The sequence below is a fragment of the Mucisphaera sp. genome, from assembly GCF_965279675.1.
Taxonomy (GTDB): Bacteria; Planctomycetota; Phycisphaerae; order Phycisphaerales; family Phycisphaeraceae; genus Mucisphaera.
Window position 1 is genome coordinate 2,396,985 of the sequence record NZ_CBDIIJ010000002.1, and the last position, 21,704, is coordinate 2,418,688.

Sequence of the window (21,704 nt, forward strand, 5' to 3'; positions counted from 1 at the left end):
TATCTTTTGAACTTATCACAGGCTGGGCTCGGAGCCAGAAAAATAGGGTTTATCTCAGTTTTAAGACTTCTTGACGTGCTGAGCGATGTGGGTGGCGACGTCGTGGACGGGGGCGACCCAGAGGTCGGGCTGGAGGGTGGTGAGGTGGTTGAGGAGTTTTTCGTGTTCGTGGGCGTCGATGTGGAGGGGGTGTGCGTCGGGGCCGACGCCATGGATGCAGTAGATGATCCAGCCGGACTGCTGGAGGGTCTGGTCGATTTCGGGTTTGAGGTCTTCGAGGGTTCGGCTGTCGGCGCGGAAGCAGCCGAGGTTGTGGAGGTCGGCGGTGGTGGGGTCGATGATCTTTTGGGTGAGGTCGCCTCGCGCTGAGGAGCAGAGCTTTTTGACGACGGGTTCGATGGAGATCTCTTCGCCGGGCTGGCCGACGGTGGTGTTGTGGCAGGTGTTGCCGTAGGAGCGGTGGTCGCGGCCGTCGATGAGTTTGAGGACGGCGTTGGCGATGCGGATTTCTTCGTCGAAGCGTTTGAGTGAGAAGTGTTTGAGGTCGCGGGTGATGTCTAGCCATTCGGCGTTGGTGAGTTCGTCGCTTCGTCGGCAGGGGTGGAGGACGGTGTGGTTGCCGAGTTCGTGTCCGGCGTGTGCGAGGGATCGCCAGGCATCGGGGTTGACGATGAGGTCGGAGTCGGTGTTGGCGTAGAAGGTGGCGTGGAAGCCGCGGGCGGCGAGTTCGGGTCCGACGTGCTGGTTGTGGGCGGGGACGCCATCGTCGTAGGTGAGGGAGATGGCGGCGCGGCGGTTGTTGGGGAAGGGGGGCATGGCCGGTTTGTGGTTGGGAAGATGGCGATTGGCTGAAAGCCACCAGTCGGACTCGAACCGACGACCTGCGGTTTACAAAACCGCTGCTCTACCAACTGAGCTATGGTGGCGCGGGTCGGGAAAGGAAGCCATCGACTGGACTCGAACCAGCGACCTGAGCTTTACGAAAGCTCTGCTCTACCAACTGAGCTACGATGGCGGCGCTTCTTAGAAGCGGTGGACTGGAGAGTTTAGCGTGTCGGGGGCGGGGCTCAAAGTGGGGTTGGCGGGCTTAGATTCTGCGCCGGCGGCCTTTGTAGGGGCCCTTGGTTTTGGCAGATTTCTGGGGGCCGGCTTTGGCTGTGGGGTTGCGTTTGGTCTTGGGTTTGCGGGCGGTGGATTCGTCGGTGTTGTTGTTGCGTGGGCGTGCCGGTTTGCGGGTTTTGTGCGGGGGCTTGTTGTGCTGGGGTCGTTTGGGGCGGCGGCTGGCTCCGGGGGGTGGGGCTTCGCCGGTGGGGACGTCATCGGGGTGGTCGGTGAGGGGGGTGATGGTTTTGCGGATGGCCTTTTCGATGGCTCGGAGGGAGCTTCGTTCTTCGGCGTCGCAGAAGGAGATGGCTCGTCCTGAGGCGCCGGCGCGGGCGGTGCGTCCGATGCGGTGGACGTAGCTTTCGGGTTCGTGGGTGATGTCGTAGTTGAAGACATGGGAGACGCCATCGACGTCGATGCCTCGGGAGGCGATGTCGGTGGCGATGAGGATGTGAGAGCGGCCGGTGCGGAAGCTGTCGAGGGTTCGTTGGCGTGCGGCCTGGGTTTTGTTGCCGTGGATGGCTTCGGCGCGGATGTTTGCGCGGCCGAGTTGCTTGACGACCTTGTCGGCGCCGTGCTTGGTCCGGGTGAAGACGATGGCGCGTTGGATGGGGAGTGTAGTGAGAAGGTGTGTGAGGAGTTTGGCTTTGTGGGGTTTGTCGACGAAGTAGACGCCCTGATCGATGCGATCGACGGTGGGGGCTTCGGGTTCGATCTGGATGGCGACGGGGTTGGTGAGGAGGTCGTCGGCGAGGGTGCGGATAGGGCCGGGCATGGTGGCGGAGAAGAGGAGGGTCTGGCGTTTGCGGGGCACCTCGGCGGTGATGCGCCGGATGTCGGGTAGGAAGCCCATGTCGAGCATGCGGTCGGCTTCGTCGAGGACGAGGGTGGAGATGTGGTTGAGTTGGATGTGGCCCTGGTTCATGAGGTCGAGCAGCCGGCCGGGTGTGGCGACGATGATGTCGACGCCTTGGCGGATCTTGCGGACCTGGGGTGCCTGGCTGACCCCGCCAAAGACGAGGGCTCCGCGGACGGTCATGTGTTTGGCGTAGGCGCGGAAGCTGTCGGCGATCTGGACGGCGAGTTCGCGGGTGGGTGCGAGGATGAGGCAGCGGGGGGCGGGGTTTTTGGGTTTGGTGAGGGGGGTGTCGTGGAGGCGTGAGAGGATGGGTAATGCGAAGGCGGCGGTTTTGCCGGTGCCGGTTTGGGCGCAGCCGAGGACATCGCGTCCTTCGAGGATGGGGGTGATGGCCTGAGCCTGGATGGGGGTGGCGGTGGTGTAGCCCTTGTCGGCGACGGCGCGCAGGACGGGCTTGGCGAGGGGCAAATCTTGAAAGTTCATGTCGTTCCTAGGGTTGCGCTCGACAGTGATGTGCGGTCTACGCCGCAGGGCAACCGGTCGGACGCTTGGTGGGTTGTGGCAGGGGTGTTCTGGCCCGGGTGGGTCTGAGTCCTGTCCACGACTTGCGGTCACGCAGCGTATCAGAATTCGGGTTGAGCGAACAGGGTTTTTGTCTGAAAACCCTATCAGGGAGTGATTTAGGCTCGCCTTTGCGGGGTCTGTGTGTCATGTTTGGGGGGCTTGGGGAGGATTTTGAAGGGGCAGGTCCGATCTGGATGTCGGGCTATTCTTGTTGGGATGTAGGACGCTTATTCACGTTATTGAGGAGAAGTGATGGAAGTTTTCACGAAGCGGTCTGGTGTTTCGGCGCGTCTGGCGGCCTGGCTGGGGATGGGGCTGGTCTTGTCGCAGGCGGGTTGGGCGGCGGGGCAGGTGACGGCGACGTGGACGGGGGGTGGGGGCAATGACAACTGGTCGGACCCGCTTAACTGGGACATCGGTGTGGTGCCGGTGAACACGGGGGGGACGACGTATGACGTGGTGCTGCCGGGCGGGGTGAGTGTGGATGTGGATGCGGGGACGCCAGCGGCGTTTACGGTGAATTCGATCACGGGTCCGTTGTCGGTGAATCTGGATGTTGAGGCGGGCCGGGTGTTGACGGTTCTGGATGATGCGGGGTATCAGGCGACGACCTCGCTGTTTTCGTCGTCGCAGTTAGTGTTCAGCGGGACGAGCGGGTCCTTGCAGACGGGGCCGGTGACGCTTAATGGGGGTAGTACGTTTGGTTCGGTGGCGCCGACGTACGACCTGGTGGATACGGGGACATCGACGGTGCTGAATGTGTCGAGCAGTGGGTCGGTGGCGGACCTGAGTAGCGCGACGACGCTGTTGTTCGGGAATACGGCTGCTTCAGCGAGTCAGTTTCTAACAGCCAATCTTGGTCTGATCGATTTGTCTTCGGTGACGACGCTGACGGCGAACGACGTCAACGACTCGCTGACGATTCGGACCATCAGTGCGGGTTCGGAGATTCGTCTGGGCAGCCTGACGACGTTGGCTGATCGGGTGGATCTTTCATCGGCGGGTGCGGGACCGGGGGTTGATGTTTCGGGTTTGACGACGTTGGGTGGTGCTTCGGATGTGTCCTTCACAGCTTCTTCTTCGGGGTTGCTCGATGTGAGCGGTCTGACGACGCTGGGCAGTGGGACAGATATCGATCTGACCGCGAGTTCGGGGGGGATTCTTGATCTGAGTTCCTTGACGACGTTTGGTTCGGTTAATGATCTGGCGATCGCTTCGAATACCGGAAGCACGCTTGATCTGAGTGGTGTGACGACGTTCACCAGTGGTGACGACGTTTCGTTCACTGTGTCTGGCGGTGTGCTTGATGTGAGTGGTCTCACGTCATTGGGGTCGGCGACGGACGTGACCTTCACGGTTAACAATGGCGGGTCGATTGATGTCAGTGGGCTGGCGGCGATTGAGGATGTGGCGATCAGCCTTTCATCGAGTGGCAGCACGTTGGTAACGGGTGGGTCGCTGGTATCACTGGATCGGAGCACGCTATCGGTGGCCAGTGGGGCTATCTTCGCTCCGGCTATCACGAGCTATTCGGGGCAGGAGACCGGGAGTGCGACGCTTCTGAGTGCGTCGACGAACGGTTCGGTGCTTGATCTGTCGGGGGTGACCACTTTTTCCTATGGAAACGCGGGTACCAACACGACCCAGTTTGTGACGTCTACGGGTGGTCTGATTGATCTGTCGGGCGTGACCGCTTTTGCGCCGGTAGACAGCGGGGACACCTTGAATGTGCGTGTGCTCAGCGCTGGCGGTGAGATTCGTCTGGGGTCGGTGACGGTGCTGCCTGATCGGATGAGTCTGACTGCGTCTGGCGCGGGGGCCTTGCTTGATCTGAGTGGTGTGACGACGTTTGGTTCCAGTGAGGGATTGACGTTGGCGACCAGTTCGAATGGTTTGCTGGACCTGAGTTCCCTGACGACGTTCGGGAGTGGTCAGCGTACGAGCATCACGGTGAGTTCTGGCGGTGTGATGGATTTCTCGTCGCTGAGTTCGCTGGGCTCGGGGGACATTCTGCGGGTGACCGTGAACGTGAACGCGTTGCTTGATCTCTCCGGCGTGACGACGTTCACCAGTGGCGACGATATTCAGCTGCGAGCCAACGGGGGTGTGATTGATCTGAGTGGCGTGACGGATGTCAGCGCGGCGACGGATCTGGATCTGACCATCAACTCGGGTGGGTCCATTGATCTGAGTGGCGTGACGTCGATTGAGCATGCATCGATCTCGCTGTCCGGTGCGGGCAGCATGCTGGTTGCTCCCGGGCTGGTGTCGTTGGATGGCTCGTTGCTGTCGGTTGCGAGTGGTGCGACCTTTATGCCCGGCGTGACTTCTTATTCGGGTGTTGGCACGGGTGGTTCGGCGACGCTGTTCAATGCCTCGACAAACGGTTCGGTGCTGGACCTGAGTTCTCTGACCTCGTTTTCCTACGGGAACGCCACGACGGATTCGGCGCAGTTCATCACGTCGGTTGGCGGTCTGATTGATCTGTCGAATCTGGCTTCGGTGTCGCCTAGCGATGGTGGCGATCAGCTGAACATCCGTGTGCTGAGTGGTGGGGGTGAGATTCGGCTGGGGTCGCTGGCGGCGTTGCCGAGCAATCTGACAGTTTCATCATCGGGGCTGGGTGCGATGGTTGATCTGTCGGGTCTGACGACCTTTGGCTCGTTGGATAATCTCACGATGACCGCGTCGAGCCAGGGTGTGATTGATCTGAGTGGGTTGACGACGTTTGGCGGTGCCACGGATGTGAGTCTGACAGCGGGTTCGAACGGTGGGTCGTATGACTTTTCGTCGCTGACCTCGCTGGGTACGGGCGACGATCTGACGCTGCGGGCCAACAGCGGTGGTGTCATAGATATGAGTGGCGTGACCTCGTTCACGACGGGTGATAACGTCTTGCTTACGGCGGCGGGCGGTTCGATAGATCTGAGCGGGCTGACGAGCCTTTCGACGGCGACGGATGTTGATATCACGGTGTCGAGTGGGGGCACGTTGGATGTGTCGAGTCTGACGGCGATTGAGGATGTAGACATTCTGATCTCGACTGCAGGGAGTTCGCTGGTGACGTCGGCGTCGCTAGTGTCTCTTGATCGATCGCTGCTGACGGTGAACTCTGATGCTGTTTTTGCACCGGGGATTACGTCTTATTCCGGTGAGGAGCTTGGCACGCAGACGATCTTCAGTGTGAGTGGGGGTACGCTGGATCTGTCTTCATTGACGAGTCTTGCTTATGGCAACAGCGGGACGGACACGACGACGTTCATTACCTCTCAGAATGACGGTGTGATCGATCTGTCGAGTCTGACGACGCTCACTGCTGTTGATTCGGGTGACACGCTGAACGTGCGTGCCCTCACGGGGGGGGCTGAGGTGCTGATGGGTTCGGTGAGTTTGCTGCCTGATCGGGTGACTGTCAGCACGGCTGGCGTCGGGGCGATGATCGATCTTTCGGGGATGACGACGTTTGGCACGAGTGAGCGGCTTTCCTTCAGCGCGACCACGGAGAGTCTGCTTGACCTGTCATCGGTCACGACGCTTGGCAGCGGTGCGATGACAGACATCACGGTTGCGAGTCAGGGCGCGGTTGATCTGGGGTCGCTGGTGTCGCTTGGGTCCGGTGATGATCTAACGCTGCGTGCGAACGATGGCGGAACGCTCGATCTCTCGACGGTCACGGCGTTCTCCAGCGGTGATGGCGTGTCCGTTACTGCTGTTGGCAGTGGTGTTGTTGATCTGAGTGGTGTGGGTGATCTGAGTACGGCGACTGATTTGTCGATCTCTCTTTCTACGGGTGGTACGGTCGATCTATCGAGTGCGGTGGCGATTGAGGATGCGACGGTTTCGCTGAGTGGTGTCGGCACTCAGTTGGTGACGGGGGCTGGCTTGGCTTCGCTGGATCGGACGACGTTCACGGTTCAGGCGGGGGCGACATATGCTGCGGACGTGGCGTTGCTTGACTATCGCGGGCTGGGCTCGGTTTTCTACATGAACGTGTCGTCGGCTGGTTCGGCGTTGGATTTTTCGGAGGTGACGGAGCTACGGTATGGGAATGAGGCTTTCGGGACGTCGCCACAGATCCGAGCGAATGATGGGGCGCTGATCGATCTATCGGGTTTGACGACGCTTGTGTCGACGGAGCAGGCGAGCAGTCTGACGCTAGGCGCGATCAACACGAATGCGACCTTGTTGCTTGGATCGCTTGGTTCGGTGAACGAGCGGACGACGCTGAATGCGACGGGTGCCGGGACGTTGCTGGATGCACGGAGCGTGGTGATTGATGGATCGGAGGCATTTGTCAATGTGATTGTCTCGACGGGTGCCACGATGCGGCTGGGGAGCATCCTGCGGACGAGCACGCAGGATGTGGATATCACGGGTGGCGGTGAGCTTGAGCTTGGTGGTGATTTCATCAACGTGGATCCGACGGTCAACGATGTGGATCTGGCTGGGGGCACGGTGGCTTTTCGCCGTGGGGCGGAGGCGTTTCTTGAGGTGGGTGGCGTTGATTCGGGTCTGACTGTGACGCCTTCCGGTAACGACAACTTCGGGATCGGCGTGCTTGAGCTGGGTGGGGATGGTCAGGCGGCGACGGTTTATCTGCTGGATGCTTACTTGCAGGGCGGCCGTTCGGCACCGGGTGTCAACGAGGCGCTGTATCTGTATGGCGTTTCGGGTAGTGACGGGCTTTCGCTTTTGGATGGTTCGGAGCTGGTGCTGGACGGCATCAATGTTTATGCGAATGTGAGTGGTGTGCTGACACACCTGAATGCGTTGTTCGGTCCGACGGACACGGTGATTGCGTTTGGTGGCGGCACGCTGCGGCTGGAGCGTTCGGCGGGTCTGCTCGGCGATTTGGACCTGGATGGTGACGTGGATGGGGATGACATCACGCTGATCTTGGGTGCGGTGGCGAGCGGATCGGGTCAGGCGGCGTTTGATCTGGATGGTGATCTGGATGTGGACGCGGCGGACTCGGACGAGTTGGTGCTGACCATCCTAGATTCGTTCTATGGGGATGCGAATCTGGATGGTGCGGTTGACCTGATTGACCTGTCGACGCTGGCGACGAACTTCGGTGAGTTTGGGAAGTGGTCGTCGGGTGATTTCAATGGTGATTACACCGTGGATCTGATCGACCTGAGTATTCTGGCGACCAACTTCGGATCGACCAGCGCAGTGCCGGAGCCGGCGGGTGCTGCGTTGGTGGGTCTGGGTGCGTTGGTGGTGGGTCGTCGCCGATCGGCCCGGTGTTTGGGCTAAGTATGGTGGCGGCTGGTGATTTCGGGGCTAGGCTTTCTTGATAATTATCCATGCGTGCTTTTTAAGCGAGGTGTGATGTGCGACTTGGTTTACTGGCAGGCGTGATGGTGGCGTGTGGTGGTTCGGTGGTGGTGGGGCAGCAGAACCCGATCACGGCGGTGGTGCCGTCTTCGGGGTATCGGGTGGTGCTGGAGGAGGTGGTGACGATCCCAAACAGTCTGGGGACGTTTCCGCGTTTGGAGGAGTTGACGTTCGCGCCGGGTTCGGATCATGCATTTGTGCTGGATCAGAATGGATTGGTTTACCGGTTTGATCCGTGGTCGGGAAGTCCGACGCCGGAGGTGTTCCTGGATGTGGCTTCGGCGGTGCCGGCGGGATTCCGGACGGGATCGCAGGCGGGTTTGCGGGGCTTGGCGTTTCACCCGGATTTTGCGACGCCTGGTGCGGCGGGGTATCGGAAGCTGTACACGGCGCACAGCCGGGATGCGTTTACGGGGATTTTCTTTGGGGCTGGGGTGGACCCGGTGATCTACGGGGCGCCGGGGAGTGTGAATCATGATTCGTATGTGGCGGAGTGGGAGGTGGATGCGAGTGGGGCGGTGATTGAATCTTCGTATCGTGAGATTCTGCTGGTGGGTCAGCCGCGTTTTGATCACAACGTGGGTCAGATCGGGTTCAACCCGGCGGCGGAGCCCGGGGACGCGGATTACGGGAATCTGTACGTGATGATGGGGGATGGGGGCGGGGCGAATGACCCATCGAATCTGGCGCAGAACATCAATCAGCCATTGGGGTCGATGCTGCGGATTGATCCGCTCCGGAATGGGAGCGATCCGTTCTCGGTGCCGGGGGATAACCCGCTTCGCGTGAGCGATGATCCGGGGACGGCACGGAATCTGATTTATGCGTATGGGCTGCGGAACCCGCATAAGTTCACGGTGGATCCGGTGACGGAGAAGATGCTGGTTGCGGACATCGGGCAGGCGAACATCGAGGAAGTGAACCTGATTGTGCCGGGTGGGAATTACGGCTGGGATGTGCGCGAGGGGACGTACACGATCAATGGTGCGAATGTGCCGGGGACTCTGCCCGGGAGTCATCCGACGGATGCGTTTACGTATCCGGTGGCCCAGTACGATCATGATCCGGAGAACGATGGGCCGGGTGGGTCGTGGGCGATCGCGGGCGGGCATGTGTATCGGGGGAGTCTGGTGCCGGAGTTGACGGGGCTTTACCTGTTTGGGGATTTCGGGACGAATAGTGGGCCGATCTTCGCGGCGGATGTGGATGATCTGGTGCTGCGGAATGATCTATCCAACGTGGATTCGATCAATGGCGGTTATCTGGCGCCGCTGGTGGAGTTGGTGCTGGAGGTGGAGGGTGACGGGACGGATCGGACGTTCCGGGACATTGTGCGGCTGACGAACCCGGGGACGAGCCGGACGGATCTTCGGTTTGGGATTGACTCGCTGGGCGAGATCTATCTGCTGTCGAAGCGGGATGGGAAGGTTCGGCGGATCAAGGAGGTTCTGGGTTTGCTGGCGGGTGACGCGGATCGGAACGGGGTGGTGGATCTGGTGGATCTGTCGATGCTGGCGACGTCGTTTGGAGGGGGTGGTGACTGGAGCAACGGAGATTTCAATGGTGATGCGGTGGTGGACCTGATTGACCTGAGTCTGCTGGCGACGAATTTTGGGGCGTCATCAGATGTGCCGGAGCCTGTGCTTGGGTTGTTGGGCGGGTTGGTGCTGCTGGCGCGGAGGCGTTGATCGGTCTTGGCGTTACAGTGCGTGTATGAGTTTGCTTGATGGACAGGGACATTTGGAGGGTACGGTTGGGCGTGGTGAACCGGAGACGGCTCTGGGTGTGCTGGAGCGTGTGTTTGGGTATCACTCGTTTCGGGGGGATCAGGCGGAGGTGATCGAGACGGTGATGGGAGGTGGGGATGCGTTGGTGTTGATGCCGACGGGTGGGGGTAAGAGTCTGTGTTTTCAGATCCCGGCGATGCTGCGGCGGGGGGTTGGGGTGGTGGTGTCGCCTTTAATTGCGTTGATGCAGGATCAGGTGGCTGCGCTGAAGCAGGCGGGGGTGGCGGCGGCGTGTCTGCATAGCGGGGTGGACTATGGGGATGCGCTGGCGACGGAGCGGGAGTTGTTGGAGGGGCGGCTGGACCTGGTTTATGTGGCTCCTGAGCGGCTGATGACGGAGCGGTTTCTGGATTTGCTTGGGCGGGTGGAGGTGGCGCTTTTTGCGGTGGATGAGGCTCATTGTGTGAGTCAGTGGGGGCACGATTTTCGGCCGGAGTATCGTCAGCTGACGGTGTTGCACGAGCGGTTTCCGGAGGTTCCGCGGGTGGCGTTGACGGCGACGGCGGATGAGCGGACGCGTGGGGATATTGTTGAGCGGCTGGAGCTGGGTTCGGCTCGTCGGTTTGTGAGCGGGTTTGATCGGCCGAATATTCGGTATCACGTGACGCTAAAGTCGGGCGGGCGGAAGCAGCTGCTGGGTTTTCTGGAGCGTTTCGAGGCGGGGGACGCGGGGATTGTTTACTGCATGACGCGGAAGCGGGTGGATGAGACGGCTGCGTATCTGCGGGGGCAGGGGTATCGGGCGCTGGCGTATCACGCGGGGATGTCGGCGGAGGAGCGGGCGGTGAATCAGGAGCGGTTTTTGAAGGATGAGGGGGTGATCGTGGTGGCGACGATCGCGTTCGGGATGGGGATTGATAAGCCGAACGTGCGGTTTGTGGCGCACATGGATCTGCCCAAGAGCCTGGAGGCGTATTACCAGGAGACGGGGCGTGCGGGCCGGGATGGGCTGCCGAGCGAGGCGTGGATGGCTTACGGGTTGGCGGATGCGGTGCAGGTTCGGGGGCTGATCGATCGTTCGGAGGCGAGCGTTGAGCAGAAGCGGGTGGAGCGGCAGAAGCTGGACAGTTTGCTGGGGTATGCGGAGTCGGTGGCTTGTCGGCGGCGGGTGCTGCTTGGGTATTTCGGGGATGAGCACGAGGGTGGGTGTGGGAACTGTGATAATTGTTTGACGCCTCAGGCGTTGATCGAGCAGCCGGAGGCGACGGAGTTGGCGCGCAAGGCGCTGAGCTGTGTGTACCGGACGGGCCAGCGTTATGGCGCGGGGTATGTGGCGGATGTGCTGGTGGGTGAGGGGGATGAGCGTATCTCGCGGAACGGGCATGACTCGCTGAGTACTTTTGGCATTGGGTCGGATCGGTCGAAGGCGAGTTGGATGGGGGTGCTGCGGCAGTTGGTGGCGGGGGGGGTGCTGGCGGTGGATGGGGAGTTCGGGTCGCTGGTGTTGACGGAGCGGGCGCGGCCGGTGTTGCGGGGTGAGGAGGCGGTGGAGCTGCGGAAGGAGCCGGAGCGGAAGCGTGAGCGGGGTGGTTCGCGTGCGGGTGGTGCGGGTGTGAAGGAGGCTTTGTCGTCGGAGGCGGATCGGGCGTTGTTTGAGCGGCTTCGGGAGGCTCGGCTGGCGTTGGCGCGGGAGCAGGGGGTCCCGCCTTATGTGATCCTGCATGACGCGACACTGGCGGAGCTGGCGCGGATTCGGCCCGGGACGCTGGCAGAGCTCGGACGGGTGCATGGGATTGGGGCGACGAAGCTGGAGCGGTATGGGGGGGCGATTTTGGAGGTGTTGGGTCAGGGCACTGCGTGATTGGTGAGTGTTACGGGAGGAATGGTTAGACTGCTCTTGGGTAGCAGGTCTGTCGTGCGTGCAAGAAGGGCGTTTGATGGCGAACGAGGGTGATACCACGCGTTCGGTTGGTGATCGGCCTACTGGGTCGTATGTGACGCCTGCTTCGCCAAGTCGTGTTGCAAGCGGGACGCTTATTGGCGGGCGGTATCGGATTGTGGAGCATCTGGAGGATGGGGGGTTTGGTTCGGTGTATGTGGCGGAGCAGACGGATCCGATTCGCCGGCTGGTGGCGTTGAAGGTAATCCGGCTGGGTTTGGATACCCCACAGGTTCTGGCTCGATTTGATGCCGAGCGTCAGGCGATGGGGATGATGAATCATCCGCACATTGCGAAGATTTACGACGGTGGCGTCACGTCGGATGATCTGGGTGGGACGCCTTTTTTTGTGATGGAGCTTGTGGACGGGGTGCCGATCGATCGGTTCTGTGATTCCCGTCGGATGTCGCTGGTTGATCGCGTGCGTCTGATGCAGATGGTTTGTGGTGCTCTGTATCACGCGAACAGCCGTGGTATTGTTCATCGCGATCTTAAGCCGAGCAATATTCTTGTATCGATGGAAGCAGATCGTCCGCACGTGAAGCTGATTGATTTTGGGGTTGCGAAGGCGCTGACAACGCCGCTTAGTAAGGATGCTGTCTACACGCGAGATGGGCAGGTTGTGGGTACCCCGGGTTACATGAGTCCGGAGCAGGCTCTTGGTCGGGCCCGAGATATCGATCAGCGATCTGATGTGTATGGGGTGGGGGCGGTTCTGCATCGACTTCTTGTGGACAAACTGGCGATCGATCCCGCTGATTTCACGGATCTGGAAGCTTGGAAGCATCACTTGATGGAGAGCGAAATCCTGCGGCCTAGCGATACTTTCTTGTCCTTAGACAGGGCTTCTCGCGAGCGGGTTGCAGACCTTCGAGGCCTGACGGCAACGACACTGGTTGCCTCTATGCGGGAAGAATTGGACCTGATTGTGATGCAGACGATGCGTGTCATGTCGAGCGATCGTTACGCGAACGCCCGCGATCTTGAACAGGACCTGGAGCGTTTTCTGGTGGGTGAGCCTGTGGAGGCTCATCCGCCTTCGGTGACTTACTTTGTGAAGCGTTGGGTGAGTCGTGGTGGGAGGGCTCAGCAGGCGGGCATGATTGTGTTTCTGTTTGCGCTATTCGGGGTGCTATTGAATGGGGGGACTGCCGTGCTGGGAGCCGTTGACTATCTGCTTGGTACAGCGATCCTCAGGGATTATGGTGTTGGCGAGCCCATGGACTGGCTGGGTTTTTTTGTGTTTATGCTGGGTTTTGCGGTTTGTGAGGCTGGGATGTGTGTGGCGGGTTTGCGTTTTCACCTTGGCAAGAAGCGCTATCCGGTGATTGTGATGATCACGGCTTTGGTGCATGCGGTGTGGTTGCTGGTTGTGATTCTTGGTGTGATCGAATTTGATGTCTTTGGGCTTCATCCGGAGCAGCGGTCGCTGGCGATGATCTATCTATTTTTCCTGATGATGGTGATGGTGATTTTCCTCGCGGCGGCGGTGGGGTTGATGCATAGCGGGAAGCACTCGGTTTCAGGAGGGACTGTGATGGGGCGAGGGACAAGCCTTGGTTCCGGTCTTTAGCGACGGGCACTGCCCAGGGGGATGGTGATGGTTGCCATGAGGGTGTTGGTCTGGTCGTCGTATGTGCCATCGGGTGAATTGGAGCTGTTGTTGATCGTGCGGGGCATGCGATGAACAAACTGATAGGCGAGGTCGATCTGGACGGGTCCGAGGAGGAATCCGAGGCCTGTGGAAAGCAGGTGTGCGTCGAGATCGGGGACGAGCGGCGAGAAGGTTGCAGTGGGGCCGACGTTTTCGGAGTAGAGATAGCCGGCTCTGAGTGCGAGGTTGTCATGGATCCAGTATTCGGTGCCAATGGCGATGTAGAAGGCGGTTTCGTAGTCGTAGCGTTCGGCGGGGAAGGCTGAGAGTATGGGGTCAGGGGTGGTGATCGGGCTGGCGTTGAAGTTTTCCCAGTAGGTGAGAGAGGCGTCGAGGTTCACAGTCCAGCGGTCGTCGGGTGTCCAGGAATAGCCTGCGGTCAGCATGAGAGGCAGGTCGATATTGACTGCGGCGGGTGCGTTGGCCAGTGATCCTACGCCTGGGACGCTGAGGGTGGCGTCGCCTTCCAGGTCGATGCGGAAGGGTGTCCGGACGACGGCGGCGAAGGCGTGTCGATCATTGAGTCGGTAGCGAGCACCGAACGTGCCGTTCACGGCGAAGCCGTCAGCCTGCAGGCTGAATCTACCGGGCCCGACGCCGGGAACAAAGGGATTGGATTCGCGGTCGATCTGGCCGAATGAGGTGTTGAGGGTTGCCCCGATTGAAAGATGGTCGTCGACTTGCCAGCTCAGTCCTACGGCGAGGGTGTTGATCGAGAGTCGTGCACGATCGACGAGCGTGTTGAGGGGGCCGTTGGTGGTCCAGTTGGTACCGAGGCCGAAGCTGTTGTAGAGGCCGATGCCAAGGGTGAGGTCGTCGTTGAGCGGGAATCCCCAGAAGCCGTGTGGTACGGCGTAGGTGTCGTTGTGGTTGTCGGTAAGTCCTGTGGATGAGGTGAAGTTGGTATCGAAGTGGACGATGTAGATGCCGGTGCTATTGACGATATGTGTGAGGTCTGCCATCGCGGCCGGGTTATAGAAAACAGACTCGGGCCCCATGTTGTCGGCGATGGTGGCATTGGCCATGCCTACGGGGCGGGCGGCTTGCTCGTAGACCGTGAATCCTTGGGCGAAGACGGTGTTTGCCTGGGTGAGTGCAAGCACACAGATGACCCATGTTGCGAGGCGACGGGAGAATGGGTGCATATACCTCTCCGAACGGTCGTGATGCTGCGACAGTCCGTTTAGAGGTTACTCGGCAGGGCGGCTGGTGTCATGGTTTTGGGATATCGAGGATCTGGTCGATTCGGGAGAAGCGGTAGCCGCGGGTGGTTAGTTCGTCGAGGAGTTGGGGGAGGAGGCGGGCCATGTTGTCCTGGCGTTGGCTGCCGAGGTGGAGGAGCAGGAGGTGGCCGTTGAGGCCGTTGGGGGCGGTCATTTCGTGGGTGAGGATGTCGTCGAGGATCTGGGTGGAGGGTCGGAAGGCGGGGTGGCCTTCGGGCGCCCAGTCGCGGTGGGAGCCAGAGCCGGGGGTGAAGTTGAAGAGGAGGACGCCCATGTCGGCGGCCCATTGGGCGTGTTGGGTGTTGTACCACTGGTAGGGCGGGATGAAGTAGATGGGCCAGGCTTTGGGGACGCCGAGGTCGTGGAGTTCGTTGATGTTTTTGCGGAGGTCTCGTTTGAACTGAGATTCGGTGACGAGAGATTGGTCGCGGTCGTCCCAGGGGGCGAGGAGGAGGTGGGCGTGTCCGTGGGGTCCGACGTGGTGGCCCTCGTCGATCATGCGTTGGATGTGCTGGTCGTAGCCGGGGACGTCGAGGTAGTCGCCGGTTGGGAAGAAGGAGGCTTTGATGTTTCTCTCGGCGAGGGTGTCGAGGATGAGGGTGGAGTCGTAGCCGTGTTCGCCGCCGGTGAAGACGAGGGCGATTTCGCGGCGGTTGGGATCGGCGCGGGTGACGCCTTGGTGGACGACGGTCCAGCCTGGGTTGTAGAGGTCGGTGGTGACTTTGGTGGTGCAGGCGGGGAGGACGAGGAGGCAGAGGAGCGGGAGGAGGTGTCGTGTCATGGTGTGTTCTCGTCGAGCACCTGTTGGATGAGTTGGCGGACGGGCTCTCGTCGGCTGGGGTCGATGTTGTAGAAGCGGAGGTCTTCGGGTTGGATGGCGAAGTGGCCGGGTTGGTGGGTGATGGCGTAGGTGATGCCCTGGGAGCGGATTTGGTTGGGGAGTGAGGCGTCGTCATTGGCGACGATACGTGGTTGGTCGCGCCAGGTGCGGAGGGTTTGGGTTATGGCGTGGGTGTCTCCGGAGACGTGGAGCCAGAAGAGGAGGCCGGTGTCGGTGTAGGGGGCACCCATGAGGATCTGTTTGGCGTAGAAGCCGGTGTCGGCTTTCATGGCGGGGGTGAGGTCCTGCCAGGTCTGGCCGGGCGGCGGTTTGGCGACGACGGACGTGGTCCAGTCGGAGGCTTGGCCGAGTTCACCTCGGACGAAGGGTTCGAGCCAGAAGTAGCGTTGGATGGCGTAGGGGGAGCGCTGACCGAACTGCTCGTAGGAGCGTTGGATGTAGTCGATGATCATGTGTGCCTGGACCTCCGGTCGGTCGCGGCAGAAGGCGTAGATCTGGGCGTTGGTCCAGTCGGGGTCGACGCCATAGGGCGGGCCGTAGATCTGGCGGATGTTGGTGACGGTGATCTGCCAAGGGCCGATGGTGGTCTGGCCGATCATGTCGGCGGTTTCTTCGGCGGTGGTTTTGCCCCAGAGGCGGTTGGGCTGTTTGAAGAGGGTGAGGGCCTCCTGGAGGGAGTGGGCCCAGAGGTCTTCGAGGCCGACGAGGCTGGCCTGGCCGTTGGCGTGTTTTTGCTGGAGGGCGGCGTGGGCGGTGTCGAGGACCTGAAGGCCGCCTGGGTGGTAGAGGTCGGGGTGGTTGAGGATGAAGGCGCGGATGCGCTGGTGGCGCTGGTCGAGGGTTGGGGATGTGTCTTGAGGCTGGGGTGTCGCTGCGCAGGCGAAGAGGGTGAGGGTGACGAGGAGTGCGAGCAGGGTGGGGAGGATCATGGGCGTCCCGTGCTGATCGGCGGTGGTTTAGGATCTACTCGATTGGGAGCGCCTGCTCGGCGTGGATGAGGAGGCCCTGGTTTGAGAGGGTGATCTGTGTGGCGTTGACGCCGAAGGAGGCTTCGAGGTCTTCCTCGGAGGGGAGGAGGGCCTTGATGCGGCTGGCGAGCTGGGCGTTGTCGTCGTTGTCGTCGAGGGCTTCGATGGCGGTGCGCAGGCTTTCGACCATGTCCTGGCCGGAGTCGGCGATCTGGGTGAACATGGCGGGTCGGAAGTTGATGAGGTTGTCGGCGTCGCGGTAGAGCTCGCTGTTGGCGAGTGCTGCGTCGCCTTGGGGTGGGTTGTTGAGCAGGGCGATGACGCGGTCGGTGATATCGGGTCCGACGGTGTAGACGAGTCGGTCGTTGCCGAGCATAACGGCCATCTCGGGGTTTTGTCCGGGGGTGGTTCGGATGCCTGAGAAGCCCTGCTGGTCGGCGAGGTCGAAGATGGCGCCGGGCTGTCCGACGAGGAAGGTTTTGGCCTGGGTCATGATGCGCTGCCATATGTCCTGGTCGGTGAGGTCCCAGACGAAGGCGACGGGTGTGACTTCCTCTTCGACCATGACGGCGTCCCAGTCGTCGGTGTTGGGGTTGTATTCAAAGTCTTCGACCATGACGTCGACGGGGTCGGAGGCGACGATGGTGTGTCGGGTGCCGAGGCTGGCGAGGATCTGGCGGATGTCGGCCTGGACGAATCCCTGGGCGGCTCCGTTGCCCATGGCGATCTGCTGTTCGGCCTGCATGCCGCCTATTTCGGTGGCGGTCTCGACGATGACGTCGTATAGGAGGGCGAGGTCGAAGCCGATATGTGCGTAGTCGATGTCGGCGGGGACCCATGCGGATGGGATGGGTGAGAGGGTGACGGCGCCGAGGACTTCGAGGATGCCGGCCCGGGGTTCGGGCATGCTGATGAACATGCTCTGGTTGAGTGACTGGCCGTTGAGTGAGACGGTGATGGCGGTCATGCCGAGGTTGTCGAAGCCGATGCTGCTCATGACCGTACGGGTCATTTCGGCCTGTTCGGGGCCCTGGTCGTTTTCGATCTGGTTGGTGAGGAGTTGGATGAGGCGGCCCAGGTCGGCGTAGATTTCGAAGAGGCTTCCTGCCTCTGGGATGATTTGATCGATCTCGCGGTTGGCTCGGAGTTTGTTGACGAAGGGGTCTTCGGCGCCGTCCTCCATGGCGGCGAGATAGCGGGCGGTGACGGCGTGGAGGGTCTGGACGTCGGTCAGGGCTTCCCAGTCGGTGTCGGGGTTGTGGAGGGTGTCGTGGTCGAGGTTCGTGAGTTGCGGCATGCCGATGGTCACGATCATGCGGCCGGGTGCCTGTGTCAGGAGCATGTGTGACATGTCGGTGACGATGGGCTCGGCGGCTTCCTGGCGGAGGCGCATCTGTTCCTGCCAGTGTTCCCGCATCTGCTGTTCGTCCATGTTCTGAAAATCGGGCGGGACGGGCTGGTAGTGGCTGTGATTGATGTCGACTTCCGGCCAGGAGACCTGGCGGACGTCGTAGCCTGCGAGTTCGAAGTCGATACGGGTTGATGGGAAGGTGGCGTCTTCGTTGTTTTCCTCGAAGGCGCGGTCGTAGGCTTCGAGAAGCTTTGCGCTCATCTCTTCTTCGATGTCGGCCCAGAGGATGACGATCCAGCGGGGTGTGGGCTGGTCATCGCGGGGCTCTGCGACGATGGCGAGTCCCCAGTTGCTGGTGGCGAGGGTGATGAGGTCTTCGGGGGTGAAGCCGGCTTCTTCGAGGTTGTCGACAAACTCCTGGAAGGCGTCGGGGTTTTCTTCGGTGATGAGGGTTTTGATCTGCTCGAGGCGGTCGTCGGTGAGGATGCGTTTGCCGAGGGCGGTGGTATCCCGGAGCTGGTCGATAAAGGCCTGGGTGCTCGGCATGCGGATGACGGCGACGGTTTCTTCGGGGAGGGCTTCCCAGCCTGGTCGGAACTGGGCGTGGGCGTTGGTGGTGAGAATGCAGACGGTGATGGCCGACAGCATGGTGATGAGGGTTTGGTGGATTCGGCTGGGTGTCTGCATGGTTTGCCTTTGGGGCGGTTGTTGTGCTGCTGTTGTTTGCCCACCTTGCCCTTCGGGACAGGGTGAGGGACCCGGACTCATTCAGCGGGGTCGTTCGTTGCAGTTTAACGGGGGTTGCTTGTTGAGTTTATCAATCGTCGGAGGGTTGGTTGAAGGGGGGATCGACGTAGTGGACGCCGTTCTGGGGTTGGGTGGGGTCGTAGAGGTAGGCGTCGTGGTTGTCGAGGAAGTCGAGCAGGTCTCGGGCGGGGATGCCGAAGGCGAGTCCGTTGAAGAAGGTGAAGCCGGCGCAGGCAACGGCGACGACCTCGCCTCGGCTGTTGAAGAGGGGCCCGCCAGAGTTGCCGGGATTGATGGAGGCGTCGGTCTGGACAAAGCGGAGGTTGCCGATGGTTCTTGTGGTTGAGCTGACGATGCCCTGGGTGACGGTGCGTTCGAGGCCGAGGGGGTTGCCGACGGCGAAGATGAGGTCGCCGACGTCGAGGTCGTTAGCGCTGGCGATGACGGTGGGCTCGGGCATCTCGCCGTGTTCTTCGGGGTCCCATTCGACCTGGAGGAGGGCGAGGTCGCGGTGGGGTTGGAGGGCGATGATGCGGACGTCGCGGATTTCGATTTTTTCGCGGCTGTCGTCGGCCTCGCGGGAGATGGTGACGGCGATACGGGTTTCGCCTTCGACGACGTGGTAGTTGGTGATGATGTGCCCGCGGGGGCTGATGAAGAAGCCGGTTCCGAGCCCGCCTGAGGTTCGGACGACGACGACGGCGTCGCCGACGCGGTCGACGAGTCGTTGGATGGGTGCGGCTTCGAGTTGTCCGGTGGTGTAGAGGTCGTTGGTCTGGCTTTGGTCTTCGGTGGCCTGGGCTTCGGTGGCGGTGACATCGAGGATCTTGTCGTCGGGGATGGCGAGGACATCGATGTCGAGGTCGATGACGATACCGGTGTCGGTCTGGCGTAGGAGGGTGCCGGTGACTTTCGAGCCGCCGACGACGGTGGCGGTGACGACCTGGCCAACGAGGGAGTCGGGTTGGTGCTGTGCGTACGCGGCGTTGGCGGCGAGCAGGAGCAGGCCGATGGTGAGTGTGCGGAGGATGTGGTGGCCGGTCACTGGGCGGGCTCCCGGGCGAGGTAGAGGAGGAGTCGGTCCTGGCTGAGCAAGGCGAGGTCGCGGAGGCCGTCGCCATCGATATCGAGTGCAACGATTCGGCGGGGTTCGGTGATCTGTTGATCTTCCTGGCCGCCGTAGGGATAGGTCTGGTCTTCGAAGACGGGCCAGGAGAGGGCGGCCTGGAGCTGGTCGTCCTGCATGGTCATGAGGGTGAGTTGGTGGCGGACGTCGTCGGCGAGGATGATGTCCTGCTGGTTGTCGTTGTCGATGTCGGTGGCGAGGACGCGGTGGACGGCTGCGTTGGAGGTTCCAGTGGGTCTTCCGGATCGGCTGTCGATGGACTGGATGACTTCGAGTTTGAGGGGTCTTCCTTCGGCCATGCGCGTGACGCCGCCGGCGTCGGTCATGAGGAGTCCGAGTCCGGGCTCGAGGGAGAGTGAGCGTCCGCGGTCGGTGCGTGTGGTGGTGACGACGCGGAGGACGCCGGCGCTGTCGGGTGCGAGTCCGTGGATGGCTGCGCCGCCTTGTTCGAGGGCCCAGGCGAAGCCTTCGTTGATGAGGACGAGGTCGGCGATGGCGAGTCCATCGGGGAGCATGACCTGGTCTTTGGCGTGGAGGTCGTCGTCGAGCCATTGGAGGACGCCTTCGGTGATGCGGCCGAGGGCGTCGGGGTAGAGGCGGAACTCCTCGAGCTTGGTGCGTGCGAGGTGGGAGGGTGTTTCGGAGGTGGCCTCGCCGGTGGTGGGGTCGAGGGTGACGAGACGGACGGAGCGGGCGAATTTATCGAGGACGAGTAGTCGGGTGGTGCCGAGCCAGATGGCGTTCTCGGCTTTGTCGGCGACGCCTGGGTAGATGGTGGTGGTGGGTTCGGAGCCGGGGTTCCAGATGCCGAGGTGGATGTCGTCGTCGACGCGTTGGATCCACCAGGTGGTGTCGGCAACGCGGCCGAGTCCGAGGATGAGTCGTTCTTCGGCGTCGGTGGCGAGCCCGAGGGGCTGGGGGAAGGTGAGGCGGCCATCGGCCCAGTGGGTTTTGAAGAGGTCTTCGGCGTCTTCGGACCAGAGAAGGATGGCGCCGGGTTCGGCGGGGGGTGAGAGGAGCGCTTTGACCTTGGAGGTGACGGGGTAGCTGCCGGCCTGGATCCAGCCGTTGCCGTCGTGGGTGTAGAGGGTGGCGCGGGGTTGTTCGGGATCGATGGCGACGAGCTTGGGCGTGTTGTCGATGTTGGCGACGGCCCAGACGGCTTTTTCGGCGCCGGCGAGGGCGAGAGGGTCTCTTTGGCCGAGGTCCTGGGTTTCGCCTCGGGTGAGCTGGTAGCGTCGAACGAGGTTCTGGGGGTTGGATTCGAGGACAACGAGTTCATCGGTGTCGTTGGGTCGATGGACGACGACGGCTCCGTTGATGGAGCGGTCGTGGAGGACCTGGGCGGGGAGGAGTCCGGCTTCGGTGACGGGGTACCAGCGGAGGGAGCGGTCGTCGGCGGTGGTCCACTCGATGAGGTCTTTGTCGCCGTCGTTATCGAGGTCGGCGAGCCACCAGTCGTTGCGGCCGAGGGATTCGCGGGGTTCGATCCAGCTGGTGCGGCCGATGGTTTCTTCATCGTCGGCCTGGATGGGGAGTCGCTGGATGCCTTCCTGGTAGCTGATGAGCAGGTCGATGCCGTTGGTGTGTTCGAAGAGAAGGAGGAGGTCGTCGGCGGGTGTCTGGCGGCCGGCGCGGAGTTCGTAGGTGTCGGTGGCGGTGTAGTTGCCTTCGTTGTCTTTGGTGAATTTGAGGACGCGGTTGGGATCGGTCACGAGGACGTAGAGTTCGGGTTGGTTGTCGCTGTCGGCGTCGGTGACGAGGACGTCGTGGGGGAGTTGGCTGATGGGGATTTCGGTGCGTTTGATCTCGGGTGCCATGGGGAGATCGTTGGGGTGGCGGTCGTCGAGGTCGGTGGGGTCTTTGCGGTCTTCGGGTTGGAGCCAGCTGTAGATTTCGAGTCGGGCCTGTCGGGTGTTGACGATGAGGAGTTCGTCGTGGTTGTCGTTGTTGAGGTCGGCGGTGGTGAGTCGGTAGGGGTAGCCGTCCTGTTCGATGATGCGCATGGTCTGCCAGCCGGGGAAGGCTTCGGCGAGGGTGTTTGTCGTGGTGAAGAGGGTGAGGAGCAGGGTGATGGCGCACGTTGCCGCGCGGCGATGAGAAGGGGTGGGCGTCACGGGGCTCCTCCAGAAGCGGCGGGGACAGGGCGGTGTCATCAGCAGAGTGGCAAGACTTTAAATCGTTGATGGAGGGGCGTCAAAAAGACAGACGGACGGAGGCTGTGTGGTTCAGACGGCGCATCAGAGCCAGGCGAGTCCGGC

12 protein-coding genes and 2 tRNA genes are annotated in these 21,704 nt (G+C 61.6%); 4 read left to right on the forward strand and 10 right to left on the reverse strand.

All coding sequences use genetic code 11. The features are described from left to right. Nucleotides 1-60: 60 nt before the first annotated feature. The 4 genes from ACQZAB_RS10310 to ACQZAB_RS10325 all read right to left on the reverse strand — a co-directional run bounded on the left by ACQZAB_RS10310 (nucleotide 61) and on the right by ACQZAB_RS10325 (nucleotide 2,446). Nucleotides 61-816 (reverse strand): polysaccharide deacetylase family protein, encoded by a 756-nt coding sequence (locus ACQZAB_RS10310; protein ID WP_428389432.1) that lies wholly within the window; start codon nucleotides 814-816, stop codon nucleotides 61-63. A 37-nt stretch (nucleotides 817-853) separates the two neighbouring features. Next, nucleotides 854-926: transfer RNA gene (locus ACQZAB_RS10315), tRNA-Thr, on the reverse strand. Between the two features lie 16 nt (nucleotides 927-942). After that, nucleotides 943-1,015 (reverse strand) — tRNA-Thr (locus tag ACQZAB_RS10320). 72 nt (nucleotides 1,016-1,087) lie between these two features. Beyond that, nucleotides 1,088-2,446: a DEAD/DEAH box helicase gene (locus ACQZAB_RS10325; RefSeq protein WP_428389433.1), complete on the reverse strand. Its 1,359-nt coding sequence runs from the start codon at nucleotides 2,444-2,446 to the stop codon at nucleotides 1,088-1,090. Between the two features lie 333 nt (nucleotides 2,447-2,779). Between ACQZAB_RS10325 and ACQZAB_RS10330 the strand changes: the two genes are divergently transcribed. The 4 genes from ACQZAB_RS10330 (at nucleotide 2,780) to ACQZAB_RS10345 (ending at nucleotide 13,106) form a co-directional block, all read left to right on the forward strand. Further along, complete coding sequence (locus ACQZAB_RS10330) at nucleotides 2,780-7,786, forward strand: hypothetical protein (protein ID WP_428389434.1); 5,007 nt, start codon at nucleotides 2,780-2,782, stop codon at nucleotides 7,784-7,786. A gap of 77 nt (nucleotides 7,787-7,863) precedes the next feature. After that, the gene (locus ACQZAB_RS10335) at nucleotides 7,864-9,555 is read left to right on the forward strand and encodes a PQQ-dependent sugar dehydrogenase (RefSeq protein WP_428389435.1); all 1,692 of its coding nucleotides are present in this window, start codon (nucleotides 7,864-7,866) and stop codon (nucleotides 9,553-9,555) included. A gap of 25 nt (nucleotides 9,556-9,580) precedes the next feature. Further along, nucleotides 9,581-11,455: a DNA helicase RecQ gene (recQ, locus tag ACQZAB_RS10340; RefSeq protein WP_428389436.1), complete on the forward strand. Its 1,875-nt coding sequence runs from the start codon at nucleotides 9,581-9,583 to the stop codon at nucleotides 11,453-11,455. 76 nt (nucleotides 11,456-11,531) lie between these two features. Then, nucleotides 11,532-13,106: a serine/threonine-protein kinase gene (locus ACQZAB_RS10345; RefSeq protein ID WP_428389437.1), complete on the forward strand. Its 1,575-nt coding sequence runs from the start codon at nucleotides 11,532-11,534 to the stop codon at nucleotides 13,104-13,106. Here the strand turns inward: ACQZAB_RS10345 and ACQZAB_RS10350 are convergent. From ACQZAB_RS10350 to ACQZAB_RS10375, 6 genes are all read right to left on the reverse strand, one after another. Further along, nucleotides 13,103-14,332, reverse strand: coding sequence for an OmpP1/FadL family transporter (locus tag ACQZAB_RS10350; protein ID WP_428389438.1), 1,230 nt, complete (start codon nucleotides 14,330-14,332; stop codon nucleotides 13,103-13,105). The genes ACQZAB_RS10345 and ACQZAB_RS10350 overlap by 4 nt on opposite strands. Nucleotides 14,333-14,399: 67 nt before the next feature. Continuing rightward, on the reverse strand, nucleotides 14,400-15,191 hold the full coding sequence (locus ACQZAB_RS10355; RefSeq protein WP_428389439.1) for a polysaccharide deacetylase family protein: 792 nt from the start codon (nucleotides 15,189-15,191) through the stop codon (nucleotides 14,400-14,402). After that, entirely contained in the window at nucleotides 15,188-16,180 is a 993-nt protein-coding gene (locus ACQZAB_RS10360; RefSeq protein ID WP_428389440.1) for a hypothetical protein, read from the reverse strand. The genes ACQZAB_RS10355 and ACQZAB_RS10360 overlap by 4 nt, the downstream gene beginning before the upstream one ends. 34 nt (nucleotides 16,181-16,214) lie before the next feature. Then, on the reverse strand, nucleotides 16,215-18,257 hold the full coding sequence (locus ACQZAB_RS10365; protein ID WP_428389441.1) for a hypothetical protein: 2,043 nt from the start codon (nucleotides 18,255-18,257) through the stop codon (nucleotides 16,215-16,217). A 130-nt stretch (nucleotides 18,258-18,387) separates the two neighbouring features. Further along, entirely contained in the window at nucleotides 18,388-19,362 is a 975-nt protein-coding gene (locus tag ACQZAB_RS10370) for a S1C family serine protease (RefSeq protein WP_428389442.1), read from the reverse strand. Next, complete coding sequence (locus tag ACQZAB_RS10375; protein ID WP_428389443.1) at nucleotides 19,359-21,560, reverse strand: hypothetical protein; 2,202 nt, start codon at nucleotides 21,558-21,560, stop codon at nucleotides 19,359-19,361. The genes ACQZAB_RS10370 and ACQZAB_RS10375 overlap by 4 nt, the downstream gene beginning before the upstream one ends. Nucleotides 21,561-21,704: the final 144 nt, after the last annotated feature.

What these genes read in the sequence shown, in the direction of transcription:
- ACQZAB_RS10365 (WP_428389441.1), bottom strand. Translation starts at nt 18,257, where the DNA reads ATGCAGACACCCAGCCGAATCCACCAAACCCTCATCACCATGCTGTCG.
- recQ (WP_428389436.1), top strand. Translation starts at nt 9,581, where the DNA reads ATGAGTTTGCTTGATGGACAGGGACATTTGGAGGGTACGGTTGGGCGT.
- ACQZAB_RS10345 (WP_428389437.1), top strand. Translation starts at nt 11,532, where the DNA reads ATGGCGAACGAGGGTGATACCACGCGTTCGGTTGGTGATCGGCCTACT.
- ACQZAB_RS10355 (WP_428389439.1), bottom strand. Translation starts at nt 15,191, where the DNA reads ATGACACGACACCTCCTCCCGCTCCTCTGCCTCCTCGTCCTCCCCGCC.
- ACQZAB_RS10325 (WP_428389433.1), bottom strand. Translation starts at nt 2,446, where the DNA reads ATGAACTTTCAAGATTTGCCCCTCGCCAAGCCCGTCCTGCGCGCCGTC.
- ACQZAB_RS10310 (WP_428389432.1), bottom strand. Translation starts at nt 816, where the DNA reads ATGCCCCCCTTCCCCAACAACCGCCGCGCCGCCATCTCCCTCACCTAC.
- ACQZAB_RS10360 (WP_428389440.1), bottom strand. Translation starts at nt 16,180, where the DNA reads ATGATCCTCCCCACCCTGCTCGCACTCCTCGTCACCCTCACCCTCTTC.
- ACQZAB_RS10330 (WP_428389434.1), top strand. Translation starts at nt 2,780, where the DNA reads ATGGAAGTTTTCACGAAGCGGTCTGGTGTTTCGGCGCGTCTGGCGGCC.
- ACQZAB_RS10350 (WP_428389438.1), bottom strand. Translation starts at nt 14,332, where the DNA reads ATGCACCCATTCTCCCGTCGCCTCGCAACATGGGTCATCTGTGTGCTT.